This window comes from Nocardia sp. XZ_19_231, from assembly GCF_015355705.1.
Lineage (GTDB): Bacteria > Actinomycetota > Actinomycetes > Mycobacteriales > Mycobacteriaceae > Nocardia > Nocardia salmonicida.
The window spans coordinates 813,861-835,133 of sequence record NZ_JACUZI010000002.1 but is presented as its reverse complement, the minus strand read 5'-3'; the positions used below and the strand labels follow the sequence as shown (position 1 = coordinate 835,133).

Sequence of the window (21,273 nt, the reverse complement as noted above, 5' to 3'; positions counted from 1 at the left end):
AATGCGCTCTCTATCAAAAACTTCCACACAGAACCAGTTCCCCCACGCATGTGCGGCCGTGCCGCGCTGATGACAACTGGCGAATGTTACAGCCGACGGGACATAACCGCGACCGTGCGGGTCGCGGTGAGTGTCACCGGTCGGGCTGGGTCAGCGTTGGCGCCAGCTGAGAGGGCCGGGGAGGTCGACGCTGTTCTTTTTGGTGCGGGAGTTCCAGGACCATGGGCCGATTTTGATGCCCCAGGACGACAGGCCCGATTGGGTGAAGTTGAACTTCAGCGGACCGAAGGATTTGCGTTGACGGAACTTGATGGGCATGAGTGGCCTCCCTGATCGCCACCAGGATAGCCGATCCGGTTATCCCCCATCGGTTTCCGAACCCCTACGACGGCGAGCGACGGCGAACATGGCGAGGCCGGCGGCGAGGGCCAGGGTTACGGCGAGGGTCAGCAGGATCAGGGGGACGGTGGCCATGGCGTCGGTTCGGCCCGCGCCGCTGCGGCGGATCAGCAGCGCGGCGATCAGCGGGCCGATCATTGCCAGCGCCGCGGCTATCGACAGCAATCCACCGGTGACCAAATCGACGGAGTCGAGTCTGGCATCGACCAATGACCGCGTCGGCCTGATAGGTACTGACATGACCTCCCCTTTCGTTGGTATCTGAAAGGTACCGCGCCGAATGTAATAACCGCCGCCATAAGACCCGCCGTTGCGTAATTCGATATCAGCAAATTAATAGCGACTCAAAAGTGTCAGCGGTCGACGGTGCTATTCGGCCGCGCGACGCTCGGATCGTGTGCGCGCCCGGTCATGGGCTTCACGCAACATCTCACGGACCGACGCTTCGGTAGCGGCACCCGGATTCACCACCGCGAGCCAGTTCGCGGCGGCGTAGAGAGGGTGGGCGACCACGGTGTCTTCGACGCTCGCGTCGGTCGGGGCGGCTACTTCGGTGAAGGTCGTCTTGCTCACGGCGATGTTGACGCGGAAGCTGCCGGGCCGGTTGAGGTCGGAGGTCTCGTCGCCGGGGTAGTCCTTGGTCACGATGGTGGCAAAGGGCTGACCGGCGGGGACGACGCCGTCGGGGGCGTAGTAGAAGAAAGTGTCGCCCCAGGCGATCTCGGGGACATCACTCCCCTCGGTCGGCTGCATGGCCAGCACGCCGCCGAGGCCGGTCACGTACTCGATGATTTCCTCGATTGTCATGCTTCGAGCGTCTCATCCAGACGCGGCCGGCTCCAAGAACCGATCAGCGAACGCCGACCAGCTCCCGCGCGGACAGCGCATCGACGGCGTCGCGGGCGGCCGATTCCGGATCCACCGTGTACACCACCAACATCTGATCCTCATCACCTGGCAGGTTCAATGTCTCGTATCCGAATTCGATCCGGCCGACCACAGGATGTTGAATCAGCCTGTTGCCGTGCGAATTACCCGCCGGGGGTTGGATCGACCAGATGCGGTGGAACACCGGGTTACCCGCGGTGAGTTCGTCGATGAGCGAGGTCAGTCGGCGATCACGCGGGCAGCGGGTCACCTGGCGACGCAGATAGGCGGCGGTCTCTGCGGCGACCGGCTCCCAGTCGGGATAGAAGATGCCCGCGGCGGGGTGCAGGACCGTGAAGCGAGCCAGATTACGTTCGGATTCGGCGGCCGTGAAACCGAATACCTTGTCGCCCATGGCATTCCAGGCCAGTGCTTCCATGTGGCGGCCGAGCACGAAGGCGGGCGTCGTGATCGAGTCGAGCAGCAGTCGGGTGCCGGGGCGAATCGTCGGGGCGTAGTTGTAGTCGGGGTCGGCGGGGCGGACCAGCGTGTAGAGGTGGTCGCGCTCGGCAGCGTCGAGACGCAGGGCGCGGGCGACGGAGTCGAGCACCGAATCGGGGAAATCCTCGCCGCGACCCCGCTCCAGCCGGGTGTAGTAATCCACGCTCATCCCGGCCAGCTGGGCGACTTCCTCGCGTCGTAGTCCGACCATCCTGCGGCGACCGTATTCGCTCAGTCCGACGGCGGCGGGTTGGATGCGGGCGCGCCGGGTGCGAAGGAACTCGCCGAGAGCGGGTGACGACATGGCAGCCAGCGTAGAAGGTAGATGTGGGCTCGTGTGCATCGCGTCATGCGAAGGGATCTTGTTCGACCGGTTAACGAGGTGCGTCGGGGTGACGAATACCAGGTACACCACGTCGAGGGAGGACGCCGAAGTGTTGATTCGATCCGCACTCACCATCATCTCCGGGGCCGCGCTGGCAGCCGGATTCCTGGCAGGCGGGCAGGCTGCCGCCCAATCGGGACTCGGCGATTACACGCCGGTCGACCCCGTCGAGTACCAGGTCAGCGAGCCCGAATACGCGGGCAGCGTCTTCTTCACCACCCCCGACGGACGGCACTGCGCCATCTACTGGAACAACGGCCCGGCCGGGTGTGACGCCGTCCCGATCGACGCGCCCGCGGGCACCGACCAGCTCCGGGTGGGAATCCTCGAAGCGGCGCACTTCGTCGACGCCGACAGCCCGATCTTCACCCACCCGGCCGCGAAGGTGCTCCCCGAAGGTCACCGCATCACACGGGAGAACACCACCTGCGGCATCGGGTACCAGGGGACGGTGAGCTGCGAGGTCGGCGAGCACGGCTTCACCCTGTCGGCTACCTACAGCGTGCTGCGCTGACCCGTCTTCAACTGCTCGATCACCGCGGTGATGCTCTGCGCACCGTGCCCGGCCGCGACCGCACGGCTCAGCAGCTCGTGCATCGGGGCGTGCCAGGACAGGTCGACGCCCGTTTCGGCGCCGAGCCGCACATCGTCGGCGGCGGCGGTGTGGAACAGCTCGACCGACGAGCCGAGACGGGTGTAGTCCTCGTCGTCGATTTCGCCCGCCAGGACCGGCAGTAGCGACTCGATCATCTGCAACCACTTCACCGAATAGGGCACCATCGTCGAGGCGGGCAGCCCGCGGGAAGCCAGCACCGCCGCGCCCTCGAAGAAGCCGAGTAGCGCCGGGAGCAGGGTCGCGCCGACAGCGGATTCGTAGAGCGCGGCCAGATCCGGTTCGGCGCCGAGGAATTCGAGTTCGCCACCGAGAACGCGCAAGGTGGCGGCGTGGGTGTCGAACACGTCGCGATCACCACCGAAATACAGCAGCGTGTTCGGATCGCCGACGGCCGCGGGCACGTTCTTTATCGCGCCGCCGAGGAAGCGGGCGCCCTCGCATCGTGCGAACCGGGCGAATCCCCGTGCTTGGTCGGGTGTTCCGCTGTTCAGGGTGATGAGATCGCGACCGGCCAGCCCGTCGACGCCGAGCAGACTGTCGCGCGTGGCGGCAAAGGTGGTGAGGCAGGAGATGATCACCGGGCTCGCGGCGACGGCATCGGCGATGTCGGGGTGCGCGGTCGCGCCCGCGGTCGCCAGGGCCGCCGTTCGTTCGTGGCTGCGGTTCCAGACCTGGGTGCGGTAGCCCGCGGCGAGGAAGGCGCCGGCCAGCGCGCTGCCCATCGATCCGGTGCCGAGCACCGTCACCGATTCCTTGATCATCTCGACTCCTGTCCTGGCGGAGCGATCGGACGATCTCCCCGGACCGAGTGTCGATTCGGGCCCTCACTCGGACAAGTACGCACTTTCGCCATCAGTTGCGCACCGGCAGGTAAGCGACCAGGTGACAGGTATCGGGGTCAGCGGCACTGTGCCTGGTGTCACCGGCGGGGAAGCGGTGTCCGGATTTATGAACGTTGCCAAGGCGAAGACGAGGATGCCTGTCGCTCGCGCCGCACAGTCGTAGAGTCTGGGTATGTCGGACCCCGAGATGACCGAGTTGGTGCAGCGCAGCGTCGAAGAGGCGCTGCTCGGTGGACCGCGGCGGTATACGCGCACGCAGGTGGCCGAGCAGTCGGGGGTGCCGGAGGCGGAGTCGCGGCGGCTGTGGACGGCGCTGGGATTTCCGGCCAATGAGGACGATCAGGTCGACTTCACGCAGCTCGACATCACGGCGGTCACCAACTTTCGGAGCATGAAAGTTGTTCCCGCGTCGAATATTCGGCAGCAGGCCGCGGCTGCTCGGACCATCGGTCAGGGCATGGCGCGGCTGGCGGAGTGGCAGGCCGACCTGGTGCTGGCCGAGATCAAGGCGCGCGTCGTCGCGGGCGATCCCGCGATTCCACTGGCGGAACGGGTCAGTGCCGCAACGGAATCCACCATGGCGAGCATCGATCAGTTGCAGTCGTATGTGTGGCGCAGGCACCTGGCGGCAGCGGTCGCCAGGTCGAACGAGACGCAGGGCGAAGGCTCGTTGCGGACGCTGGCGGTGGGATTCGCCGACATGGTCGGCTACACAAGGCTCACCAGACACCTGCACCACGACGAATTATCCACGCTCCTCGAAGCTTTCGAGTCGACCACCACATCGGCGATCACGGACAACGGCGGCTGGGTGATCAAGAACGTCGGCGACGAGGTGATGTTCGCGGCCGAGACCGCGATCGCCGCCGGCCACATCGCGCTGGCCATTCAGGAATCGACCATGCTCGTCGGCGGTACCCCGGAACTGCGCGTCGCCTTCGCCTACGGCGAGGTGCTGCAACGCTTCGGCGACCTCTACGGCTCGGTGGTCAATATCGCCGCCCGGCTCACCGGCGTCGCCCGACCGGGCAACATCCTCATCGACGACGCCGCCGCAGATGCCCTCGGCGACCACCCCGATTTCGCCATCCGCCACCTGCGCAGCGTGCGCGTGCGCGGCTTCAACCGCCTACGCCCCCACCGCCTGCGGCAGGCATGATCGGCCCGTGCGACGTTGCGCCGCGGCTCGCTGACCAGCCGTCGAGCAGAGCGGGCACACCATTGCCTAGGGTGTCGTAGTGGACTTGGATTGGCGCAGCGTGCGCGAGAACTACACCGTGTTCGCCGATGACGCGGTGCTCGCGTTGAACAAGCCGTCGGGGATCTCGGTGACCGGCGAGCGCCACGACACCGATCTGGTGGAGTTGGCGCAGGCGGCGGGAACGCAGTTGTATCCGGTGCACCGGATCGACAAGGTGACCTCCGGGCTGGTGCTGCTGGCTACCGATCTGGCTGCCCACGGACCGCTGACCAGGCAGTTCAACAATCAGACCGCGCGTAAGGCGTATCTGGCGATCGTGTCGGGCGCCGAACTGCCCGATCGCGGCGAGATCGATCTGCCGTTGAGCGTGGGGCGCAAGAACCGGGTGCGGATCGCGGCGCCGAGGGAGGCGATCCAGCGCGAGGGTGATCGGTGGTTCGTCGAGGAGGCCGACCTGCTGCCGGCGAAGAACTATCCGTCGCGGACCTTGTTCAGTACCGTCGCCCGAAGCGGCGATCACGCGCTGCTCGCCGTGCGGCCGGTGACCGGGCGACGCCATCAGATTCGCGTGCAGCTGGCCTGGATCGGTCATTCGATCCTGGGTGACCCGCTGTTCGACCGCACCGCCGCGCTCCCCCGCACCCACCTGCATTCCTGGAGACTCGGCCTCGACGCCGCCTGGCTGACCCCACCGGTCCTCGACCTCGAGGCCACACCCGGACCCGACTTCTGGGAGCCGGTGACGTGCGACCCCGACGAGGCCGCGCGACTACTCGACACCGCGCGGCAGCTCATCGGCGGCTGACCGCGATCGGCGGCCACCGGGTGCTATTCCACGAGTCGCCAGTCGCTGTCACCCGCGTTGCGGGCGGTCACTTCGATCGTCCCCGAGTCGCCCTGCGCATCGAGCGCAGTACAGGTGAAGGTGCTGCCGACCTCGACGATCTTCAGTCCCTGCCCACAGTCCACCGTCACCGGAAAGCCCACCTGGCTCGCGACATCGGTGGTGAGTCCGTTCGCGGTCGCGGCGAGGTCGAACACGACGTCACGGGTCGTGAACTTCACCGCGCCCTCGTCGTTTTCGACCGTCACATCGACGCGCACGTCGTTGCCGTTGAGGTCGGCGACGCAGACGAAGGTGTCGCCTGCCTTCGGATCGTCGGCCAGTCGTGGACATTTGACCGAGGAGACCTTGCGCGACATCGACGCGTAGGCGTTGTCCAGCTCGGTGGTGATGTTCTTCTCCAGCTCCCCGTAATCCGGGCCGCCGATCGAGACCGACGCGTTGCACCCGAATAGCGCGAGCGTCAACGGAATCGACAAGGCACACAGTACGACTCGGGTACTGGGACGACGCACAGCATCAGTGTTGGACACATAGACAAAGTTACGCAACATCGAGCCTCGAGAGTACGAGAATGCTCGCGCGGGTTTTCCGCTAGTACACCGGCGCGCGACGCACGCCGGAACGGCCGGATCCGCGGGCGTGAAAGGTGACACAGACCACTGAACAGGTTTTCGGCCGTGGTACGGCTCATGAAGACGAAAAAGCGCAGGTCATCTAGCCTGGAGAGGTGCCGATGAGTCATACCGGCGCACTCTGACGCAACGGAGCGATCCCGGAGAAGAAAGCGACTGCCGATGATCCTGGCGGCTCAGCTCAGCGACACCCACTTCGACCTCAGCGCGCGTAACACCGAACGGGTGGAGGCGGTGATGGGCTATCTGGCGGACCTGCCACGCAGGCCCGACGTCATCCTCGTGACCGGCGATATCACCGATTCCGGCACGCCGGAGCAGTACGCGCAAGCACACCTGGCGCTGCAGGGCGGTGACATCCCTGTGTACCTGCTGCCGGGCAACCACGACGACCGCGTGAACTTCCGCACCGTCTTGCTCGGCGAGCCCGCCTCGACCACTCCCGTCAACAGCGTCCACCGTGTCGGCCCGCTCACCGTCATCATGCTCGACTCGAGCATCCCCGGTGAACCGGCTGGTCTGCTGGGCGAGGACACCTTCGACTGGCTGCGCGCGAGGCTCGCCGAAGCGCCGGCCGACGGGCCGATTCTGGTGGCGCTGCACCACCCGCCGAAACGAGTCTTCAGTCCCGTCGTCGACGTCATCGCGCTCGCCGACCCCGGCAGGCTGGCCGCCGTCGTCGCGGGCGACCCACGCGTCGTCGGCATCCTCACCGGCCACGCTCACTCCCCCATCGCCACGATTTTCGCGGGCAAGCCCATGATCACCGGCCCCAGCACCGCCTCGGTCCTCGGCGGCGAATGGGAACTGACGCCACCCCACCGCATCATGGACTACGCCCCCGACCCCGGCATCGCGCTGCATGTGATCGACGAGAACTTCGGACTCACCACACATTTCCGCACCGTGGCGATGGGCGGCTGGCTGGCCGAGCCACCGCCCGGCTGAGCATCGACGGTCTCGGGCACGCGGCGTGCACGACGACCCGGTGGCTCACCCAGCCGAGGTCGGTGACGCTCGCGCGCGGCCACACCGATCAGCAACCATGGTCCACCGCCACGGATTCACGCACTTCGGCGGCGACAACGAAGGTCTCCTCGGCGACCAGCTCGTGCAGCAGCGCTTCGTCGACCGAGGCGGTGAGCGCGCCGGTCTGGGTGGACATCGCACGCAGGGCGGCGATCTTGCGGTCGAGCGCGGCGCCGCTCAGCGTGTGGTTCAGCGGGATCTCGGCCTGGGGCACGCCGAGGGGGCGAAGCGGGCTCATATACATGTTCCACTCCTCGTAGAGCGGCATGAAGCGCGCGAGTTTCTCGGTGGACGGCACCGCGTACAGCAGTCGGCCGGGGCGCCCTGCGGATTGCCAGGCGCGGGTCACCCAGCGATGGACGGCGATGTGGTCGAGGTGGAAGGTCATGCCCTCCGGTCCGAAGGTGAGAACGGTGTCGGGCCTGACTTCGGCGAGCAGGTCAGCGGCCCAAGCCTTTCCGGCAAGATCGTGCATCGGAAACTCCCCGTCGGGGAAGTCGTCGACGCGGTGTTCGGTGACGCCGAGCACCGCCATCGCGGCAGCGGCTTCCCAGCGACGAACCCGGCCGAGGCGTTGTGGCGGCCAGTTCACCGAGTCTTCGGTGCCCTTCTCGCCGGCCGACGCGGTGGCGCACACCACTCGTTGACCGTTGTCGCGCGCGGCCGCCATGATTCCGGCGGCCAGGTAGGTTTCGTCGTCGGGGTGGGCCCAGATCGACAGGATCGTGCCCAGTTCTTCGATTGCGATCATGGGTTCAGCGTGCGAGGACGCCCTGTCAGCGGGCTGTCAGGCGCCGCGCGGTCTGTGACAGCGCACGACAGCGCCGTAACAGCACGCCACCGAACAGTGACTCCCATGACTCAGACGATCATCGCATCCCGCACCATCCCGACCGACATGCTGGAACGGTTCCGGTCTCGCGCGGCCGCACACGACCGTGACAACACCTACTTCACCGAGGACCTCGCAGAGCTGCGCGGCATCGGCTATCTGGCCGCCGCTGTTTCCGCCGAGCGTGGTGGCTGGGGTCTGGACCTGGCCCAGCTCGCCGCAAGTCAGCGCCGCCTGGCCGCCTACGCCCCCGCCACCGCGCTGGCGATGTCGATGCATTCGTACTGGATCGGCATCGCCAACGAAATGGCACGGGCCGGTGACGATTCGCTCGACTGGATCTACGACGAGGCGCTGGCGGGTGAAGTCTTCGCGGCAGGCCATGCCGAGCCGGGCAACGACATTCCGGTACTGCTCTCGACCTGCCGGGCCCGTCGCGTCGACGGCGGGTACCGGCTCACCGGGCGCAAGCAGTTCGGGTCCAACGGGCCCGCGTGGAAGTGGTTGGGCGCGCACGCTCTCGATGCCGACGCCGAGGGCGGACCGAGGGTGGTGCATGCCTTCGTGAAACGCGGATCCGAAGGTGCGACGGTGGTCGAGAACTGGGACACGCTCGGCATGCGTCCGACCCAGAGTCACGACACCCAACTCACCGACGTATTCGTGCCCGACGTTCGAGTCGGCTGCGTGATGCCTGCCGGTGATGCCGAACATCCGTTCCTGATGGGGATGACGATGTGGCCGCTGTCGCTGATCGGGGCCGTGTACCTCGGAATCGGCGACCGGGCACTGGAATTGGCGGTCGAGAACGCGCGGCGCAAGAAGTCGATGGCGATCGAGCGTGGCGCGTACGCCTACAACCCGTTCGTGCAGCACCAGATCGCGTCGATGTATCTGGAACTCGATGCCGCCGACGCGGTGCTGACCAAGTTCACAACGGACTGGGTGACCGGTGCCGATCACGGGGCCGACTGGGCACCGAAGGTGTATTCGATGAAGTGGCGGGCCGTGGAAGCCGCCAAGCGGGTGGTCGATATCGCACTCGATGTGGTGGGCGGAGCGGCGATGCTCTCCGGCAACGAGCTAGAGCGGCTCTACCGCGATGTGCGGTGCGGCGGTTTCCATCCTGGCAACGACGCGCTGACCCATGAGATGGTCGGCAAGGCGGTGCTCGGGATTCTGGGCGAGCAGCCGCGCTGGTGACACCGTTGGCCCGCAGGCGGATTCACGCCTGCGGGCCGAGGGCTGTGAGGGTGTAGTCGAGGATCTCGTCGTTGTCGAGGTCGGTTCCGCGACGCCGAGCGCGGTCGAAATCGTTGGCGCCCAGAGCTGTTCGCAAGCGGTGTGACAACTGGTCGAGAACCTCGCGATCGGATCCGAGGGGCTGATCGGCGGTGGCAGCGCGGATGGCGCCGTCGAGGACCGCCGCCTGTTCCGCCCGGCCCAGCTGGTCGAGCAGCAGCGCGATCGAGCGCAGCATCACCCACTGGGTGGACCACATTCCGGCGCGCTGCCAGCCGCGAATCAGTGCGGGATAGGCCGCTGCGGCCTCGGCCGTTCGGCCCGAACGGACATCCAGGGAAGCGCGCGAGGCCCCGGCGACACCGGTCACGAAGGTGGTGCCGGTGGCTTCTGCCATCCGTAGTGCCCGGTCGAGCAATTCGCGCGCCCGGTCCTGGTCGATATCCAAAACGGCCTCGCCTGCGCAATAGAGCACGTAAGCCGCGTAAGGGGACGTGACGGGGCCGATTTCGGCGACCAGCTCGGCCGAGCGTCGTTCTGCTGTCGGATCACCCGCGTAGCCGAGCAGCATGATCCAGGTCGCCATATCCATGTTCGGCGACGGCCGATCCGGGATGACCCCGGCGCGGCGATACCAGTCGGCGGATTCGTCGAAGCGGCCCGAGAATAGATCACAGACGCCATAGGCGCCGTAGGCGTTGTAGGGCGGGTCGTCGCAGACCGTGAGCGCGTGACCCGCTCGTTCGTAGGCACCCGACAGGTCGCCTGCCATCCAACGCGCGTACGCCGCCGCCGCCGAGACCTCGGCGGCGAGGCGGCCAGTGGCGTCGGGATCGGCCGCGATCACGAGTTCGGCCCAGCCGAGAACATCAGGACGCAGTCTGAGCAGGCCGTAGTCCATCAGGGCCGCGACGAGACGGGCGGCGTTCGCGGTGTCGCCGTGTTCGAGTAACCAGTGCAGGGCGCGTTGGAGCTCGGCGATCGCGTCGTCGATTCGGGGGATGACGGTAGCCGAATGCGCGAGTTCGCCACCGGTGCGCTCGACCCAGTCGACGAAGTAGTGAGCGTGCCGGGCACCGGGGTGGTCATCGGCGGTCGCGCGTTCGGTTCGGCCGAACGTGCGCAGAGTTTCGAGCAGGGCATAGCGGCGGCCGGGCGCGCGCGAGACCAGTGATCGTTCGGTGAGTTCGGTCAGGCGGTCGGCGGTCGGGCCCAGGTCGGTGCCACAGACCGCTGCCGCGGCGGCGACATCGAAAGGTCCGGAAAATACCGACAGGCTCGTAAAAGCTTCCCGCAGAGGCGGGTCGAGCAGATCTACCGACCAGGCCACCGCAGCGGCGAGCGAACCGTGTCGGGTCGCGGTGCGATAACCGGCTGACAGGAAGTCGAATTGGCGGTCCAGCCCTGCCGCTATCTCGTCGACTTCGTGCGAATACATCCGTGCCGCAGCCAATTCGATAGCGAGCGGCAGTCCGTCCAGGCGGGAGACGATCGCGCGGACCTGGTCGACAGCAGCGGGGTCGAGGGCGAGTTCGCCGGTCGCCGATGCGGCACGTTCGAGGAAGAGTTCGACCGCGGGGGACGTATCGCCTCCGACCTGGAGCGGGGGCACTCGGCGCACTTGTTCGCCGGCTACGCGGAGGCGTTCACGGCTGGTGGCGGCCACCCGCACACGGGGGCAGCGGCTCAGCAGCAGGTCGACGAGTGCGGCGATCGGTTCGATAACGTGCTCGCAATTGTCCAGGAGCACAAGCATTTCCGTGGTGCTGATGACGCCTACGATGCGCTCGCCGAGTGGGATTCCAGGGCGTACGTCGATGGCCAGTGCGGCGGCGACCGCTCCGACGGCTCCTTCGGCATCGGTCCCGGCCAGTTCACACCACACCACCGAGGTATCGGTGTGCCGACGTCCCAGTTCGAGCAACATCCGCGTCTTGCCGACGCCACCGGGACCGACGAGGGTCACCAGGCGGGTATCAGTGAGCAGGGCCTCGGTCTCGGCCAGCAGTTCGTCGCGCCCGACCAGGGAGGTCACCGACATCGGAAGTTGCTGGGACGCTTCGGTACCCCGGTCACCGGCGAGCAGCTGCTGGTAGCGCCGCTGGAGCAATTCCGAGGGTTCGGTGCCGAGTTCGTCGGCGAGGAGCCGGCGGAACTCGTCGTAGACCCGGAGCGCGTCGGCCGGTCGGCCGGTCGCGACCAACGCCTCGATCAGCAAGGCGCGCGGGTGTTCTCGCAACGGATACTCATCGACCACCGCACGCAGCTCAGCGGCCAACCCATCGGTCCGACCGTCGGCGAGCCGCTGAGCCGCCTCGACCTGCCCCGCTCTGACCCGAAGTTCTTCCAGCCGCGCCGATTCTGCCCGTGCCTCGTCCACCATGTCGAGTTCCGGATACGCGGGTCCGACCCAACGCCGCAGGATCGTCACGGGCGACCCGCCACCGTCGAGAATCTCCCCCAACTCGTCGACGTCGACCACGATCCGATCCGGATCCAGCCGGTACCCGTTCCCCGCCGACCCGATCACCTCCGGCATCACCCGACGCAGGCGCGACATATGACTGTGCAATGCCGCCGACGGATTGTTCGGCCTACCTTCCGGCCACAACAACTCGATCGCCGCATCCACCGACACCACCGCCCCACGGCGCAACACCAACAACGAGAGCAACCGTCGAGGCAGCACCCCACTGGGCGTCACCTCGCCGCCATCGGGCCCCCACACTCGCAACGGCCCGAGCACAGTGCACCGATACCGCTCGGACCGAACACCACCGGACACTGTTCCGCCTTTCCGCGACTTCAGCGCGTCGTCCGGGAGCTCGACTGTGCGCCCTCGGCCGCGCGCCGGGGCGGGGAGGCGATCGGGGATTCACCCCTGTCGGCCGACGGTGTCACGTGGCCGCCATGAGGTTGAACAGCGAGTTCATCGAGCAACTCCATCGTTCGGATGACGACTGGATTGTAGGACTCGTAGTTTCTGATGTACGCGCAGACGGTGCGCCGCGGCGTCGGATTGGTGAGATCGAGCGCGCAGGCGCCGGGCGGCAGCTCGGTGGCGCCGAGGCGTGGGATCACCGTGATGCCGATCCCACGAGCCACGAAGCGCAACGCCGACGGATAGTCGGTGGTTTCCACCTCGAACCGCGGCGTGAAACCCGCTGCCGCACAGGCATTCAGCATCGCCTGCCGACAAGGCCCGCGACTGATGTCACTGTCGATCCACCGATAGCGCTCCAGCTCGGCCATGTCCACCGTGGCGCGCCCCGCGAGCTCGTGACCGACAGGCACCACAGCGACATACGGCTCGGTCATCAGGTCGTGGTGGGTATAGCCGGAGACCTGAATCGGTTGGTCGAGACGCACCGTGAGGGCGATATCGGGGCGGTTGACCGACACCTCGGCCAGCTCGTCGACGATCCGAAGCCGAACTCGGGTATCTGGGAATTCGTGGGTGAGCGTGGCCACCACGTCCGGCATCCAGTTGGTACCTGCCGAGCTGAACGTGTTGATGGTGATTCGGCCGGCCTTGCCCGCCCGCAGGTCCGACACCGTCGACCCGAGCGCGGTCAACTCGTCGAGCACCTTGGCGGCCTCGCCCGCGATCACCCGCCCCGCCGGGGTCGGTTCCACGCCGCGACCCACTCGTTCCAGCAACCGCAAACCGGTTTCCCGCTGGAGCGCGGTGAGGTGCTGGGAGATCGCCGACGGGGAATAGCCCAGCGTGGCCGCCGCCGCGGCCACCGAGCCGGTCGCGACCACCGAGCGGAAGATCATCAAGCGGTGCGTGTCGATCATGGGAACTCCTCGATTCAGTTCTACTGAATATTAGATGGCGAATACCCGCTTGTGCTTACCTCTTTATGAGTCCACCGTAGAGGCATGAAGTCACGCCTGCCCGCTCTCGCCCTGGTCGCTGTGATGCTGGCCTGGGCATCGTCGTTCGTGATCATCCGCGGCATCGCGCCCTATGTCTCGCCCGCGGCGATGGCGTCGGGGCGACTGCTCGTCGGTGCGATCGTGCTGGTGCTGGTGCTGGTGTTTCGCGGCGGCCGGATGCCGCGCGGCCTGGCGCTGTGGCTCACGATGGCCTACGGCGCACTGTGGTTCGGGCTGTACACGGTGCTGGTGAACGCCGCCGAACAGCATCTCGACGCGGGCACCACCGCACTCCTGGTGAATATCGCGCCCATCGTGGTCGCGGTGCTTGCGGGGTTGTTCTTGAACGAAGGCTTCCCGCCGCTGCTCGTCGTGGGAATCGCCGTCAGCTTCAGCGGCGCCGCGATCATCGCGTTCACCGGACCGGGGCAGCGCGACCGCGTCGGCGTGCTGCTCGCGGTGGCGGCCGCCCTGCTCTACGGGATCAGCGTGGTGGCGCAAAAACTCGTGCTGCGCTCCACCGACCCGCTGACCGCGACGGCCCTCGGCGCGGTGGCCGGTGCCGTCGTCTTGCTGCCGTGGGCACCGCAAATGGCACACGAACTGGCCGAAGCGCCCCTCTCCGCCACCGTCGGCGTGGTCTACCTGGGCCTGGTTTCGACCGCCCTCGCCTTCCTGCTGTGGGCCTACGCCCTGGCCCATACCCCTGCCGGAGTGACTGCTTCATCGAGCTACGCCGTCCCCGCGCTCGCCATCGTGATGTCGTGGATCTTCCTCGCCGAGGTCCCCACCCTCACCGCACTGCTCGGTGGCACACTGTGCCTGACCGGCGTCGCGATCGCCCGTTTGCGGCCGAGTATGTTCCACCGACGCCCACAGACCGCACCGATGAACCCCGACGGCGCGGCCCCGGTATATCGCTAGCCACCGCTGCCATCTACCGGCAAACCCACACAATCTCCACATCAGCCCCACACCCGCAACCACAACCCCCTGGCAGACTGGACACGTGAGAGACAAGCCCGCGGGTCTGCCCAGCGGTCCCCTGCGCCCGATCGAACTGGCAAGCGGCGCGGTGATGGCCGGACTCACCGTCGGCCTCATCACCGTCGGCTCACTGGTTCCCATGGCTGCCGCCCTCCAACTCGTCGCGGCAGTGCCCTTGGGCCTGCTCGCCCAGCGGTATCGATTGCGAGCGCTGGTCACCGCCACTATCGCGGCGACGCTGGTCACCTTCGTGGCCGCAGGCGTGATGCCGGCACTCGGCGTCATGGGCGCGGCCACCATGGCCGGAATCATCGGAACGGTGAAACGTCGTGGCGGCGGATTCCCCGCGGTGCTCGCTCTCGGAGTCGTCGCGGGCGTGGGCTGGGGAGTGTTCTCCGTCGGCAGCCTCCTGGTCTTCTCGCGAACCAGGGACCTGTTCTTCGACGCGTTCCGCAACACCGCCAAGGGCATCGAGAATTTGGCGGGCCGGACGTCTGCGCTGGAGCCGCTCGGCCGCATGGCCGCCGAGGCCGTCGACGTGGTGCTGCGCTGGTGGTGGATCTACATCGGTACCACGGTGGCGCTCGGCGTGCTGGTCAGCACGGTGATCTCCTGGTTCGTTCTCGGGGCAGTACTCGATCGACTCGCATGGCTGCCGGGCAGCGATCGGCTCGACGCGCCGCCGGACGATCGGCCGGTGGGACCGCTGCCGGTGTCGCTGCACGGGGTCGGCTACCGGTACGAGGGCACCAACATCGATGCGTTGGCCGATATCGATCTCACCATCCGGCCGGCCGAGTTCGTCGCCGTCGTCGGTCACAACGGATCCGGCAAGTCGACTCTGACCAGAGTCCTGGCAGGCAGGCCGCCGACATCGGGCGCGGTGGACCGTCCGGGTTCGGCGGGCCTCGGCGCGCTCGGTGGGACCGCGCTGGTCCTGCAACGTCCCGAAAGCCAAACTCTCGGCGTCTCGGTCGCCGACGATGTCGTGTGGGGACTGTCGGCGGAATCGGCCGCCGAGGTCGACGTCGACGCGCTGCTCGCCGAGGTCGGCCTCGCCGACATGGGCGCCCGCGAAACCGCCACCCTCTCCGGCGGTCAGCAACAGCGTCTGGCCGTGGCCGCCGCGCTCGCCCGCCGCCCGGCCCTGCTCATCGCCGACGAAGCCACCTCGATGATCGACCCCGACGGCCGCCGCGAACTCGTCGCGTTGCTGGCCGAACTCCCGCGCCGACACGGCACCGCCGTGGTCCTGGTGACCCATCACGAAGCCGACGCGACCGCCGCCGACCGGGTGATCCACCTCGCCGACGGGCGCATGGTCGACCACCTCGCGAGCTGGCCACACCCCGTCCGCGACCAGCGCCGCAGGCCGATGGGCGCCCCCGTGCTCGAACTCGCCGACGTGCACCACACCTACAACCGCGGCACGCCGTGGGAGGCACCGGCCCTGCACGGCGTCGACCTGTCGGTCCACAAGGGCGAGGCACTCCTGATCGTCGGCGGCAACGGATCGGGCAAGTCGACGCTGGCCTGGATCATCGCGGGGCTGATCGCACCGAGCTCGGGACGCTGTGAACTGCGCGGCACCGCGGTCGACAAGCAGGTCGGCGGGGTCGCGCTGGCCTTCCAGCACTCCCGGTTGCAACTACAGAAGCAGACCGTCGGCGCAGAGATCGCCGACTGGGGTGGACGGGCGACCGGATCGGGCGCGGTCGGGCAGGCGCTGGACGCGGTGGGCCTGGATCGCCGCCTCGCCGCTCGTTCCGTCGAGGAACTCAGCGGCGGGCAGGCCAAGCGGGTGGTCCTGGCCGCCATGGTGGCGAGTCGTCCGCAGGTGGTCGTCCTCGACGAACCACTGGCGGGCCTGGATCCACAGGGTCGCGCCGAGATCGTGGAACTGCTTGCCCGACTGCGGGATTCGGGTCTGACGTTGGTCATCATCTCCCACGACGTCGCCGAGATGGCCATGGTCTGCGACCGCACGGTGCACCTGGACGGCGGCGTCGTGGTCTCGCCGGACGGCCACGCGATCCCGAGAACCGAACGCACACTGGAGAAATCGGCTTTCGTGGCCGGTCTGCCCCTTGGCCGTCGCGGCGACGAAGGCGCGACGGCACACACCAGCGCACCGAAAGGCACGACCCCATGAGCACAGTGCTGCTGCGCGAAGTACCGGTCGACAGCGTCGTGCACCGCCTGTGGGCAGGCACGAAGATGATCGCGGCGTTCCTGATCAGCCTGCTGCTGATGTTCCTGCCGTCCTGGCCGGTACTCGGCGTGATCACGGCTTTCCTGGTACTCATCTGGGTGCTCGCGCGGCTGCCGCTCGGCGCGATTCCCCGACTGCCGTGGTGGTTCTGGGGACTTGTCGTGCTGGGCGGTCTGATCAACGCGCCGATCGGAATGAAGGCGGTGCTCGGCTACATACAGATCTTCGTGTTCGGACTGGTCCTGGTGGCCGCCTCGTTCCTGATCGCCTTCACCACCCCGATGGGCGAGATCGCCCCCGCACTCGCGAAACTCGGTGCGCCGCTGCGTAGATTGCGGCTACCTATCGACGAGTGGGCCGTCGTGGTGGCACTGACGCTGCGCGGATTGCCGCTGCTGCTCGACGAGATCCGGGTACTACGCGCCGCACGCAAGCTGCGGCCCAAGGACAACCTGCTGCACCGCGCCGCCGACAACCCGCTCATCGACATCCTCACCGCGTGCATGGCGGTGTCGTCGCGGCGCGCGGGCGAACTCGGCGAGGCGATCACCGCACGGGGCGGCACGGGGATGCTGACAGCGCACCCGAGCGCACCGCACCGTCGGGACGCGATCGCCCTCACGGTCGTGGTCGCGGTCTGCGCGGGCGCGGTGCTGCTCAGCAACGTAATCGGCTGAGGCCATTCGCAATACCCCGAATTCACTGCCCCGAAACCCTATGGCGAGATATGGTTCGTCACGAAAATCGAGCTAGGCAGCTTCACGCGCCGGTCACGAGCTTTCTCGGGGAAAATCACCGCCACGGCGCTCGTTCGAACACTCACACCTGATGAACTCCAGATGGGAAATGTTCATATGATCATCCGCAAGATCGCTGCGGCCGCCATCCCGATGCTCGCTGCCGCTCTGGTGGGAACCGGAGTAGCCGGTGCCGACCCGGTGACGCCGAACGTCGAGTACCGCACCGAGGTCGTCGGCAACACCCTCATCACCACCTTGACGCACGGCACCTTCACCGTCACCGGCGGTGCGGTCGACATCCGCGACGAAGCAGGCGCCACCCTGGTCTCGATGCCGCTGTCGGTCCGCGACGGCAAGTTCGAATATCCACTGCCGCATACAGTTCGCGAAGAAGGCCGCGTACTCGAGCTGACCGCGGTGAAGGACGTCGCCGCGGCGAAGCCCAACCTCACGCCGGTCGCCTCGCCCGCCGAGAACTACGCGGCTCAGTCGAATTTCGCGTCGACCTTCGGCCTGGCCACCGCCGTCGGCAGCTTCGTCGGTATGGGCCTCGGCGCGGTGATCGGCCTGGTCGTCGGCGGTGTTCTCATCCCCGGTGTCGGCGCGATTCCGGGCTTCGTCACCGGCGCCTCCGTCGGCGGCATCATCGGCACGCTCGTTGTCGGTGGACCCGCGCTGGTCATCGCCGGTATGGATCTGATCAACACCCTCCAGGCGCCGGCAGGCACCACCCAGTGGGCAACGCAGACCAAATAGTCTGCGCAACAGTCTGATTCCTCCGTCGCACCGACGCCTACACTGGCGTCGGTGCGACAAGGAAACGGACTCGACATTCCCGAAACCCTCGGCGATCTGTGCGCGCCCGACCGGATGGCGCTGATCGTCTACGACATGCAGGTCGGTGTCCTCGGCCAGCTGCCTGACGGGCAGGAGATCACCGATCGAGTCGTGCGAGTAGTCGAAGCCGCCCGGCGCGGCGGCTATCCGGTGATCTTCCTGCGGCACTTCTTCCCGCCGCGGCGACTGACCGGCGTGTACGGGATGCGGCTACTGATGAGCTGGCAGAACGCCGAATCCGTCGACGATGTGGCCTTCATTCTGCAACGCGATACGCCCGCGTTCGAGCTGGTGCCCGAGCTGGTGCCGCGCGAGGACGAGCTGGTCTTCGACAAGATGTCGATGTCGGCGTTCGAGGGCACACCGCTTGCCACTCTGCTACGCGATCTGAAGATCGGCTCCTACGCCATCGCCGGTGTCGCGCTCGAAATCGGGATCGCGCCCACCGTCACCCACTCCACCGATCTGGGCTTCGTGCCCGTGGTGATCGCTGACGCCTGCGGCGGTCGCGACAAGGAAGCGATAGCGCGGGCCTACGACGACTTCGCGTTCCAGGGCAACGCTCTGGTCACCGATATCGACACGATCTCCGGCCTGATGACCGGGAACTGACAGCACGGCAAATAGTCAGCGCGCGGATTCGGCGGGCCGGTGATCATCGGCCCGCCGAGACGATCAGGCCTTCTCGCGCAGGGCGTTCTTGGCCGCGTCCTGGGCGGAATCCACCTGGCCGCTGAACTTGCCGCCGGTCTTCTCGTCCACCACGTCACCGGCCTTGTCGATCACGCCGTCGACCTTGTCCGCATGCTGGGCGGCCAGGTCCATCGCCTTGCCGGCCAGGTTCTTGAAATCCACCGCGTACTCCTCGTTGATTCGACACCGGGTACAACGCGATCACCGTAGCAACATCGCAGATTTCGCGGTGAGCATCATCGTGGCGAACTCGTCACACCGTCCCACACGGGGTGCCACAGGCGTCCGGTGTCGGTCCAAGCTTGGAAGCGGACCGTGCCGGTGAGCTCGGGGGTGACCCATTGCGCGTCATGCCGTTCGTCGGCGGTCATCTCGTTGATGAACGGTGAAGTCGCGCACCGCAGCCCGGCCAGCTCGGCGGCGATCCGACGCGCCTGTTCGTCACCGAATCCGGTACCCACCCGGCCGACGTAGATGAGGCCGTCCTCGTGCGGCATACCGAGCAGCAGCGACTTGAACGGCCGCTTGTCGCTACGCCGCCACCCACCGACCACCACCTCGCGCGAGCGCCAGTTACGCTGTTTGAGCCAGGTCTGGCTGCGCTTGCCCGGCTGGTACACCGATTCCAGCCGCTTGGCGACGACCCCTTCCTGCCCCTGCTCGCGACTGGCCTTAATCGCCTCTGCCCCCGAACCACCGAGCAGCGCACTGACATTCATCGACGGCGACAGCCTGCCCAGCGCCTCGAGCACGGCGCGGCGGTCGGTGTACTTCTTGCGTAGCAGGGAGGTGCCGTCGAGGTAGAGCACGTCGAACGCGACGAACACCGCACGGGCCGAATCCGCTTGCAGCGCCGCGATATCCGAGAGTCCGGCGTCATCGAGCACCACCGCTTCGCCGTCCAGCACCACCTGGTGCCCGGCCAGTTCCTCGCCGAGAACGGCCAGGCGCGGATACCGAGCGGTCACCGTATTGCCCGCGCGACTGCGGACAGTGACCGTGCCGTCGTCGATCTCGACGATCACCCGGAAGCCGTCCCACTTGGTTTCGAAGGCCCAGTCCTTGGGGGTCAGCGATTCGACATCCCCCGCGGTGGCCAGCATCGGCGACAAGCCGCGTGGGAAACCTTTGTCCACCAGGGGTTCCCGACGTACTTGATCGCGCATCAGGTGCATGAGCCACTGGTCGCCCTTGGTCTGGATGAACGCGTAGCGGCCGGACACACGCTCTCCGTCGAGTTCGACGATCACCTCGTCGGTGCGCCACTTCTCGGTGACATAGGTGCCCGAATCCCAGATCGTCATCTCCCCCGCGCCGTATTCACCTCGGGGAATCGCGCCGTGGAAGTGCAGGTACTCGAGCGGATGGTCCTCGGTACGCACGGCCAGGCGATTGTGTTTCGGTTCGGTCGGCGGGCCCTTCGGCACCGCCCAGGAGGCGAGGACGCCGTCGTGCTCGAGGCGCACATCCCAGTGCAGGCGACGGGCGTGATGTTCCTGGATGACGAAGCGATTGCCGGGGCCGGGTTCCGGCGTGGCCTCGGGGACCGGCTCGGGCGTGCGCTTCGGGTCGCGCATGCTGCGGTACTTGGTCAGCGAGTCAGGGCGGGCGGGCAGTGGCGGATCGAGATCAGCCAGCAGGTCACCGTCGACTTTCCAGCGGGCGAGTACCTCGTCGAAACGTAACTGACGCAATGTATCCGCGTCTTCGATCTCGGCCCAGGCGCGCGGGGCGGCGGCATTGGGTTCGGCGCGACCGCGTAGCGAGTAGGGGGCGATCGTGGTCTTGGCGGCGTTGTTCTGGCTCCAGTCCAGGAACACCTTGCCTCGACGGGCCACCTTCGCCATGGTCGCCGTCACCAGATCCGGGTGCAGCGCTTCGAGATTGGCGGCCACCTGCTTGGCGACGGTGGACGCGCCACGCGAACTCAGCGGCCGATCCAGCGGCACATAGACGTGAATGCCCTTGCTACCGCTGGTCACCGGGAACGCCCGCATGCCGATATCGGCGACCATCTCACGCACGGCCAGCGCGACCCGCGCGCATTCGGCCAGCCCGGCGCCGGAACCAGGGTCGAGATCGAACACGATCCTGGTGGCCGGACCACGGTCGTTCGCGTCGAAACGCCATTGCGGCACATGGATTTCCAGCGCCGCCTGCTGTGCGAGCCAGGCCATGCCCGCCTCGGAATCGATCAGCGGGTACACCACCCGGCGGCTGGAATGCTCGATCGCGGCGCGGTGGATCCACGCGGGCGCGTGCTCGGGCAGGTTCTTCTCGAAGAAATCGGAATGGTCGACGCCGTTCGGCCACCGTTTCCTGGTGACCGGACGTCCCACGAGATGGGGCAGCGCCGCCTCGGTGATCGCCGAATAGTAGGCGATCACTTCGCCTTTCGTGGTCCCGGTCTCCGGGTACAGCACCTTGTCGAGGTTGCTGAGCTCAACCTCGATGTCCGGTTCACCCGGTGCACCCCGAAATTCGCGGCGGACCATCGACGTGATCGCCAGTGGCGGGGACCGCTACCGG

The 21,273-nt window shown here is 67.1% G+C and carries 20 protein-coding genes and 1 pseudogene; 10 read left to right on the top strand and 11 right to left on the bottom strand.

The genetic code is table 11. From position 1 onward, the window contains the following. Positions 1-150: 150 nt before the first annotated feature. The 4 genes from IBJ82_RS11200 to IBJ82_RS11185 form a co-directional block, all read right to left on the bottom strand. Positions 151-318 carry a DUF4236 domain-containing protein gene (locus tag IBJ82_RS11200; protein WP_194825829.1) on the bottom strand — a complete coding sequence of 56 codons (168 nt, stop codon included), beginning with the start codon at positions 316-318 and terminating at the stop codon, positions 151-153. 39 nt (positions 319-357) lie between these two features. Next, entirely contained in the window at positions 358-639 is a 282-nt protein-coding gene (locus IBJ82_RS11195) for a hypothetical protein (RefSeq protein ID WP_194825828.1), read from the bottom strand. Between the two features lie 129 nt (positions 640-768). Continuing rightward, positions 769-1,206, bottom strand: a complete 438-nt coding sequence (locus tag IBJ82_RS11190; protein WP_194825827.1) for a DUF6194 family protein — start codon at positions 1,204-1,206, stop codon at positions 769-771. 43 nt (positions 1,207-1,249) lie between these two features. Then, a complete protein-coding gene (locus IBJ82_RS11185; protein ID WP_228536840.1) occupies positions 1,250-2,071 on the bottom strand; it encodes a helix-turn-helix transcriptional regulator in 822 nt (273 codons plus the stop codon). Between the two features lie 88 nt (positions 2,072-2,159). Between IBJ82_RS11185 and IBJ82_RS11180 the strand changes: the two genes are divergently transcribed. After that, positions 2,160-2,666 (top strand): hypothetical protein, encoded by a 507-nt coding sequence (locus IBJ82_RS11180; RefSeq protein ID WP_370585268.1) that lies wholly within the window; start codon positions 2,160-2,162, stop codon positions 2,664-2,666. On the opposite strand, the pseudogene IBJ82_RS11175 reads toward IBJ82_RS11180, so the two are convergent. Further along, positions 2,648-3,544: pseudogene (locus tag IBJ82_RS11175) on the bottom strand (NAD(P)-dependent oxidoreductase); the annotation flags it as partial. The gene IBJ82_RS11180 and the pseudogene IBJ82_RS11175 sit on opposite strands and share 19 nt — an antisense overlap. A gap of 238 nt (positions 3,545-3,782) precedes the next feature. Here IBJ82_RS11175 and IBJ82_RS11170 point away from each other — a divergent pair. Together IBJ82_RS11170 and IBJ82_RS11165 are read left to right on the top strand one after the other, a co-directional pair. After that, positions 3,783-4,769 carry an adenylate/guanylate cyclase domain-containing protein gene (locus tag IBJ82_RS11170; protein WP_370585267.1) on the top strand — a complete coding sequence of 329 codons (987 nt, stop codon included), beginning with the start codon at positions 3,783-3,785 and terminating at the stop codon, positions 4,767-4,769. A gap of 79 nt (positions 4,770-4,848) precedes the next feature. Further along, complete coding sequence (locus tag IBJ82_RS11165) at positions 4,849-5,616, top strand: RNA pseudouridine synthase (protein ID WP_194825824.1); 768 nt, start codon at positions 4,849-4,851, stop codon at positions 5,614-5,616. Positions 5,617-5,639: 23 nt separating this feature from the next. Here IBJ82_RS11165 and IBJ82_RS11160 read toward each other — a convergent pair whose 3' ends face one another. After that, on the bottom strand, positions 5,640-6,188 hold the full coding sequence (locus tag IBJ82_RS11160) for a DUF4333 domain-containing protein (RefSeq protein WP_370585266.1): 549 nt from the start codon (positions 6,186-6,188) through the stop codon (positions 5,640-5,642). Between the two features lie 264 nt (positions 6,189-6,452). Here IBJ82_RS11160 and IBJ82_RS11155 point away from each other — a divergent pair, with 264 nt between their 5' ends. Then, on the top strand, positions 6,453-7,238 hold the full coding sequence (locus tag IBJ82_RS11155) for a metallophosphoesterase (protein WP_194825822.1): 786 nt from the start codon (positions 6,453-6,455) through the stop codon (positions 7,236-7,238). A gap of 88 nt (positions 7,239-7,326) precedes the next feature. On the opposite strand, the gene IBJ82_RS11150 is transcribed toward IBJ82_RS11155, so the two are convergent. Further along, entirely contained in the window at positions 7,327-8,070 is a 744-nt protein-coding gene (locus IBJ82_RS11150) for a PIG-L deacetylase family protein (RefSeq protein ID WP_194825821.1), read from the bottom strand. A 105-nt stretch (positions 8,071-8,175) separates the two neighbouring features. On the opposite strand from IBJ82_RS11150, the gene IBJ82_RS11145 reads away from it, so the two are divergent. Continuing rightward, positions 8,176-9,354: an acyl-CoA dehydrogenase family protein gene (locus IBJ82_RS11145; protein ID WP_194825820.1), complete on the top strand. Its 1,179-nt coding sequence runs from the start codon at positions 8,176-8,178 to the stop codon at positions 9,352-9,354. 22 nt (positions 9,355-9,376) lie between these two features. Here the strand turns inward: IBJ82_RS11145 and IBJ82_RS11140 are convergent, their stop codons facing one another. Continuing rightward, a complete protein-coding gene (locus tag IBJ82_RS11140) occupies positions 9,377-12,097 on the bottom strand; it encodes a BTAD domain-containing putative transcriptional regulator (protein WP_370585265.1) in 2,721 nt (906 codons plus the stop codon). Positions 12,098-12,198: 101 nt separating this feature from the next. After that, on the bottom strand, positions 12,199-13,194 hold the full coding sequence (locus IBJ82_RS11135) for a LysR family transcriptional regulator (protein WP_194825818.1): 996 nt from the start codon (positions 13,192-13,194) through the stop codon (positions 12,199-12,201). 84 nt (positions 13,195-13,278) lie between these two features. On the opposite strand from IBJ82_RS11135, the gene IBJ82_RS11130 reads away from it, so the two are divergent. The 5 genes from IBJ82_RS11130 (at position 13,279) to IBJ82_RS11110 (ending at position 18,663) form a co-directional block, all read left to right on the top strand. Beyond that, positions 13,279-14,199, top strand: a complete 921-nt coding sequence (locus IBJ82_RS11130; protein WP_194825817.1) for a DMT family transporter — start codon at positions 13,279-13,281, stop codon at positions 14,197-14,199. Between the two features lie 85 nt (positions 14,200-14,284). Continuing rightward, positions 14,285-16,414, top strand: coding sequence for an ABC transporter ATP-binding protein (locus tag IBJ82_RS11125; RefSeq protein WP_370585264.1), 2,130 nt, complete (start codon positions 14,285-14,287; stop codon positions 16,412-16,414). After that, entirely contained in the window at positions 16,411-17,151 is a 741-nt protein-coding gene (locus IBJ82_RS11120; protein WP_194825816.1) for an energy-coupling factor transporter transmembrane protein EcfT, read from the top strand. The genes IBJ82_RS11125 and IBJ82_RS11120 overlap by 4 nt, the downstream gene beginning before the upstream one ends. A 162-nt stretch (positions 17,152-17,313) precedes the next feature. Next, a complete protein-coding gene (locus IBJ82_RS11115) occupies positions 17,314-17,970 on the top strand; it encodes an ammonium transporter (protein WP_228536839.1) in 657 nt (218 codons plus the stop codon). Positions 17,971-18,021: 51 nt separating this feature from the next. Next, positions 18,022-18,663 carry a cysteine hydrolase family protein gene (locus tag IBJ82_RS11110; RefSeq protein ID WP_370585263.1) on the top strand — a complete coding sequence of 214 codons (642 nt, stop codon included), beginning with the start codon at positions 18,022-18,024 and terminating at the stop codon, positions 18,661-18,663. 63 nt (positions 18,664-18,726) lie between these two features. Here the strand turns inward: IBJ82_RS11110 and IBJ82_RS11105 are convergent, their stop codons facing one another. Continuing rightward, positions 18,727-18,906, bottom strand: coding sequence for an antitoxin (locus IBJ82_RS11105; RefSeq protein WP_056818562.1), 180 nt, complete (start codon positions 18,904-18,906; stop codon positions 18,727-18,729). Positions 18,907-18,980: 74 nt separating this feature from the next. Next, the gene (locus IBJ82_RS11100; protein ID WP_194825815.1) at positions 18,981-21,239 is read right to left on the bottom strand and encodes an ATP-dependent DNA ligase; all 2,259 of its coding nucleotides are present in this window, start codon (positions 21,237-21,239) and stop codon (positions 18,981-18,983) included. Between the last annotated feature and the right edge of the window lie 34 nt (positions 21,240-21,273).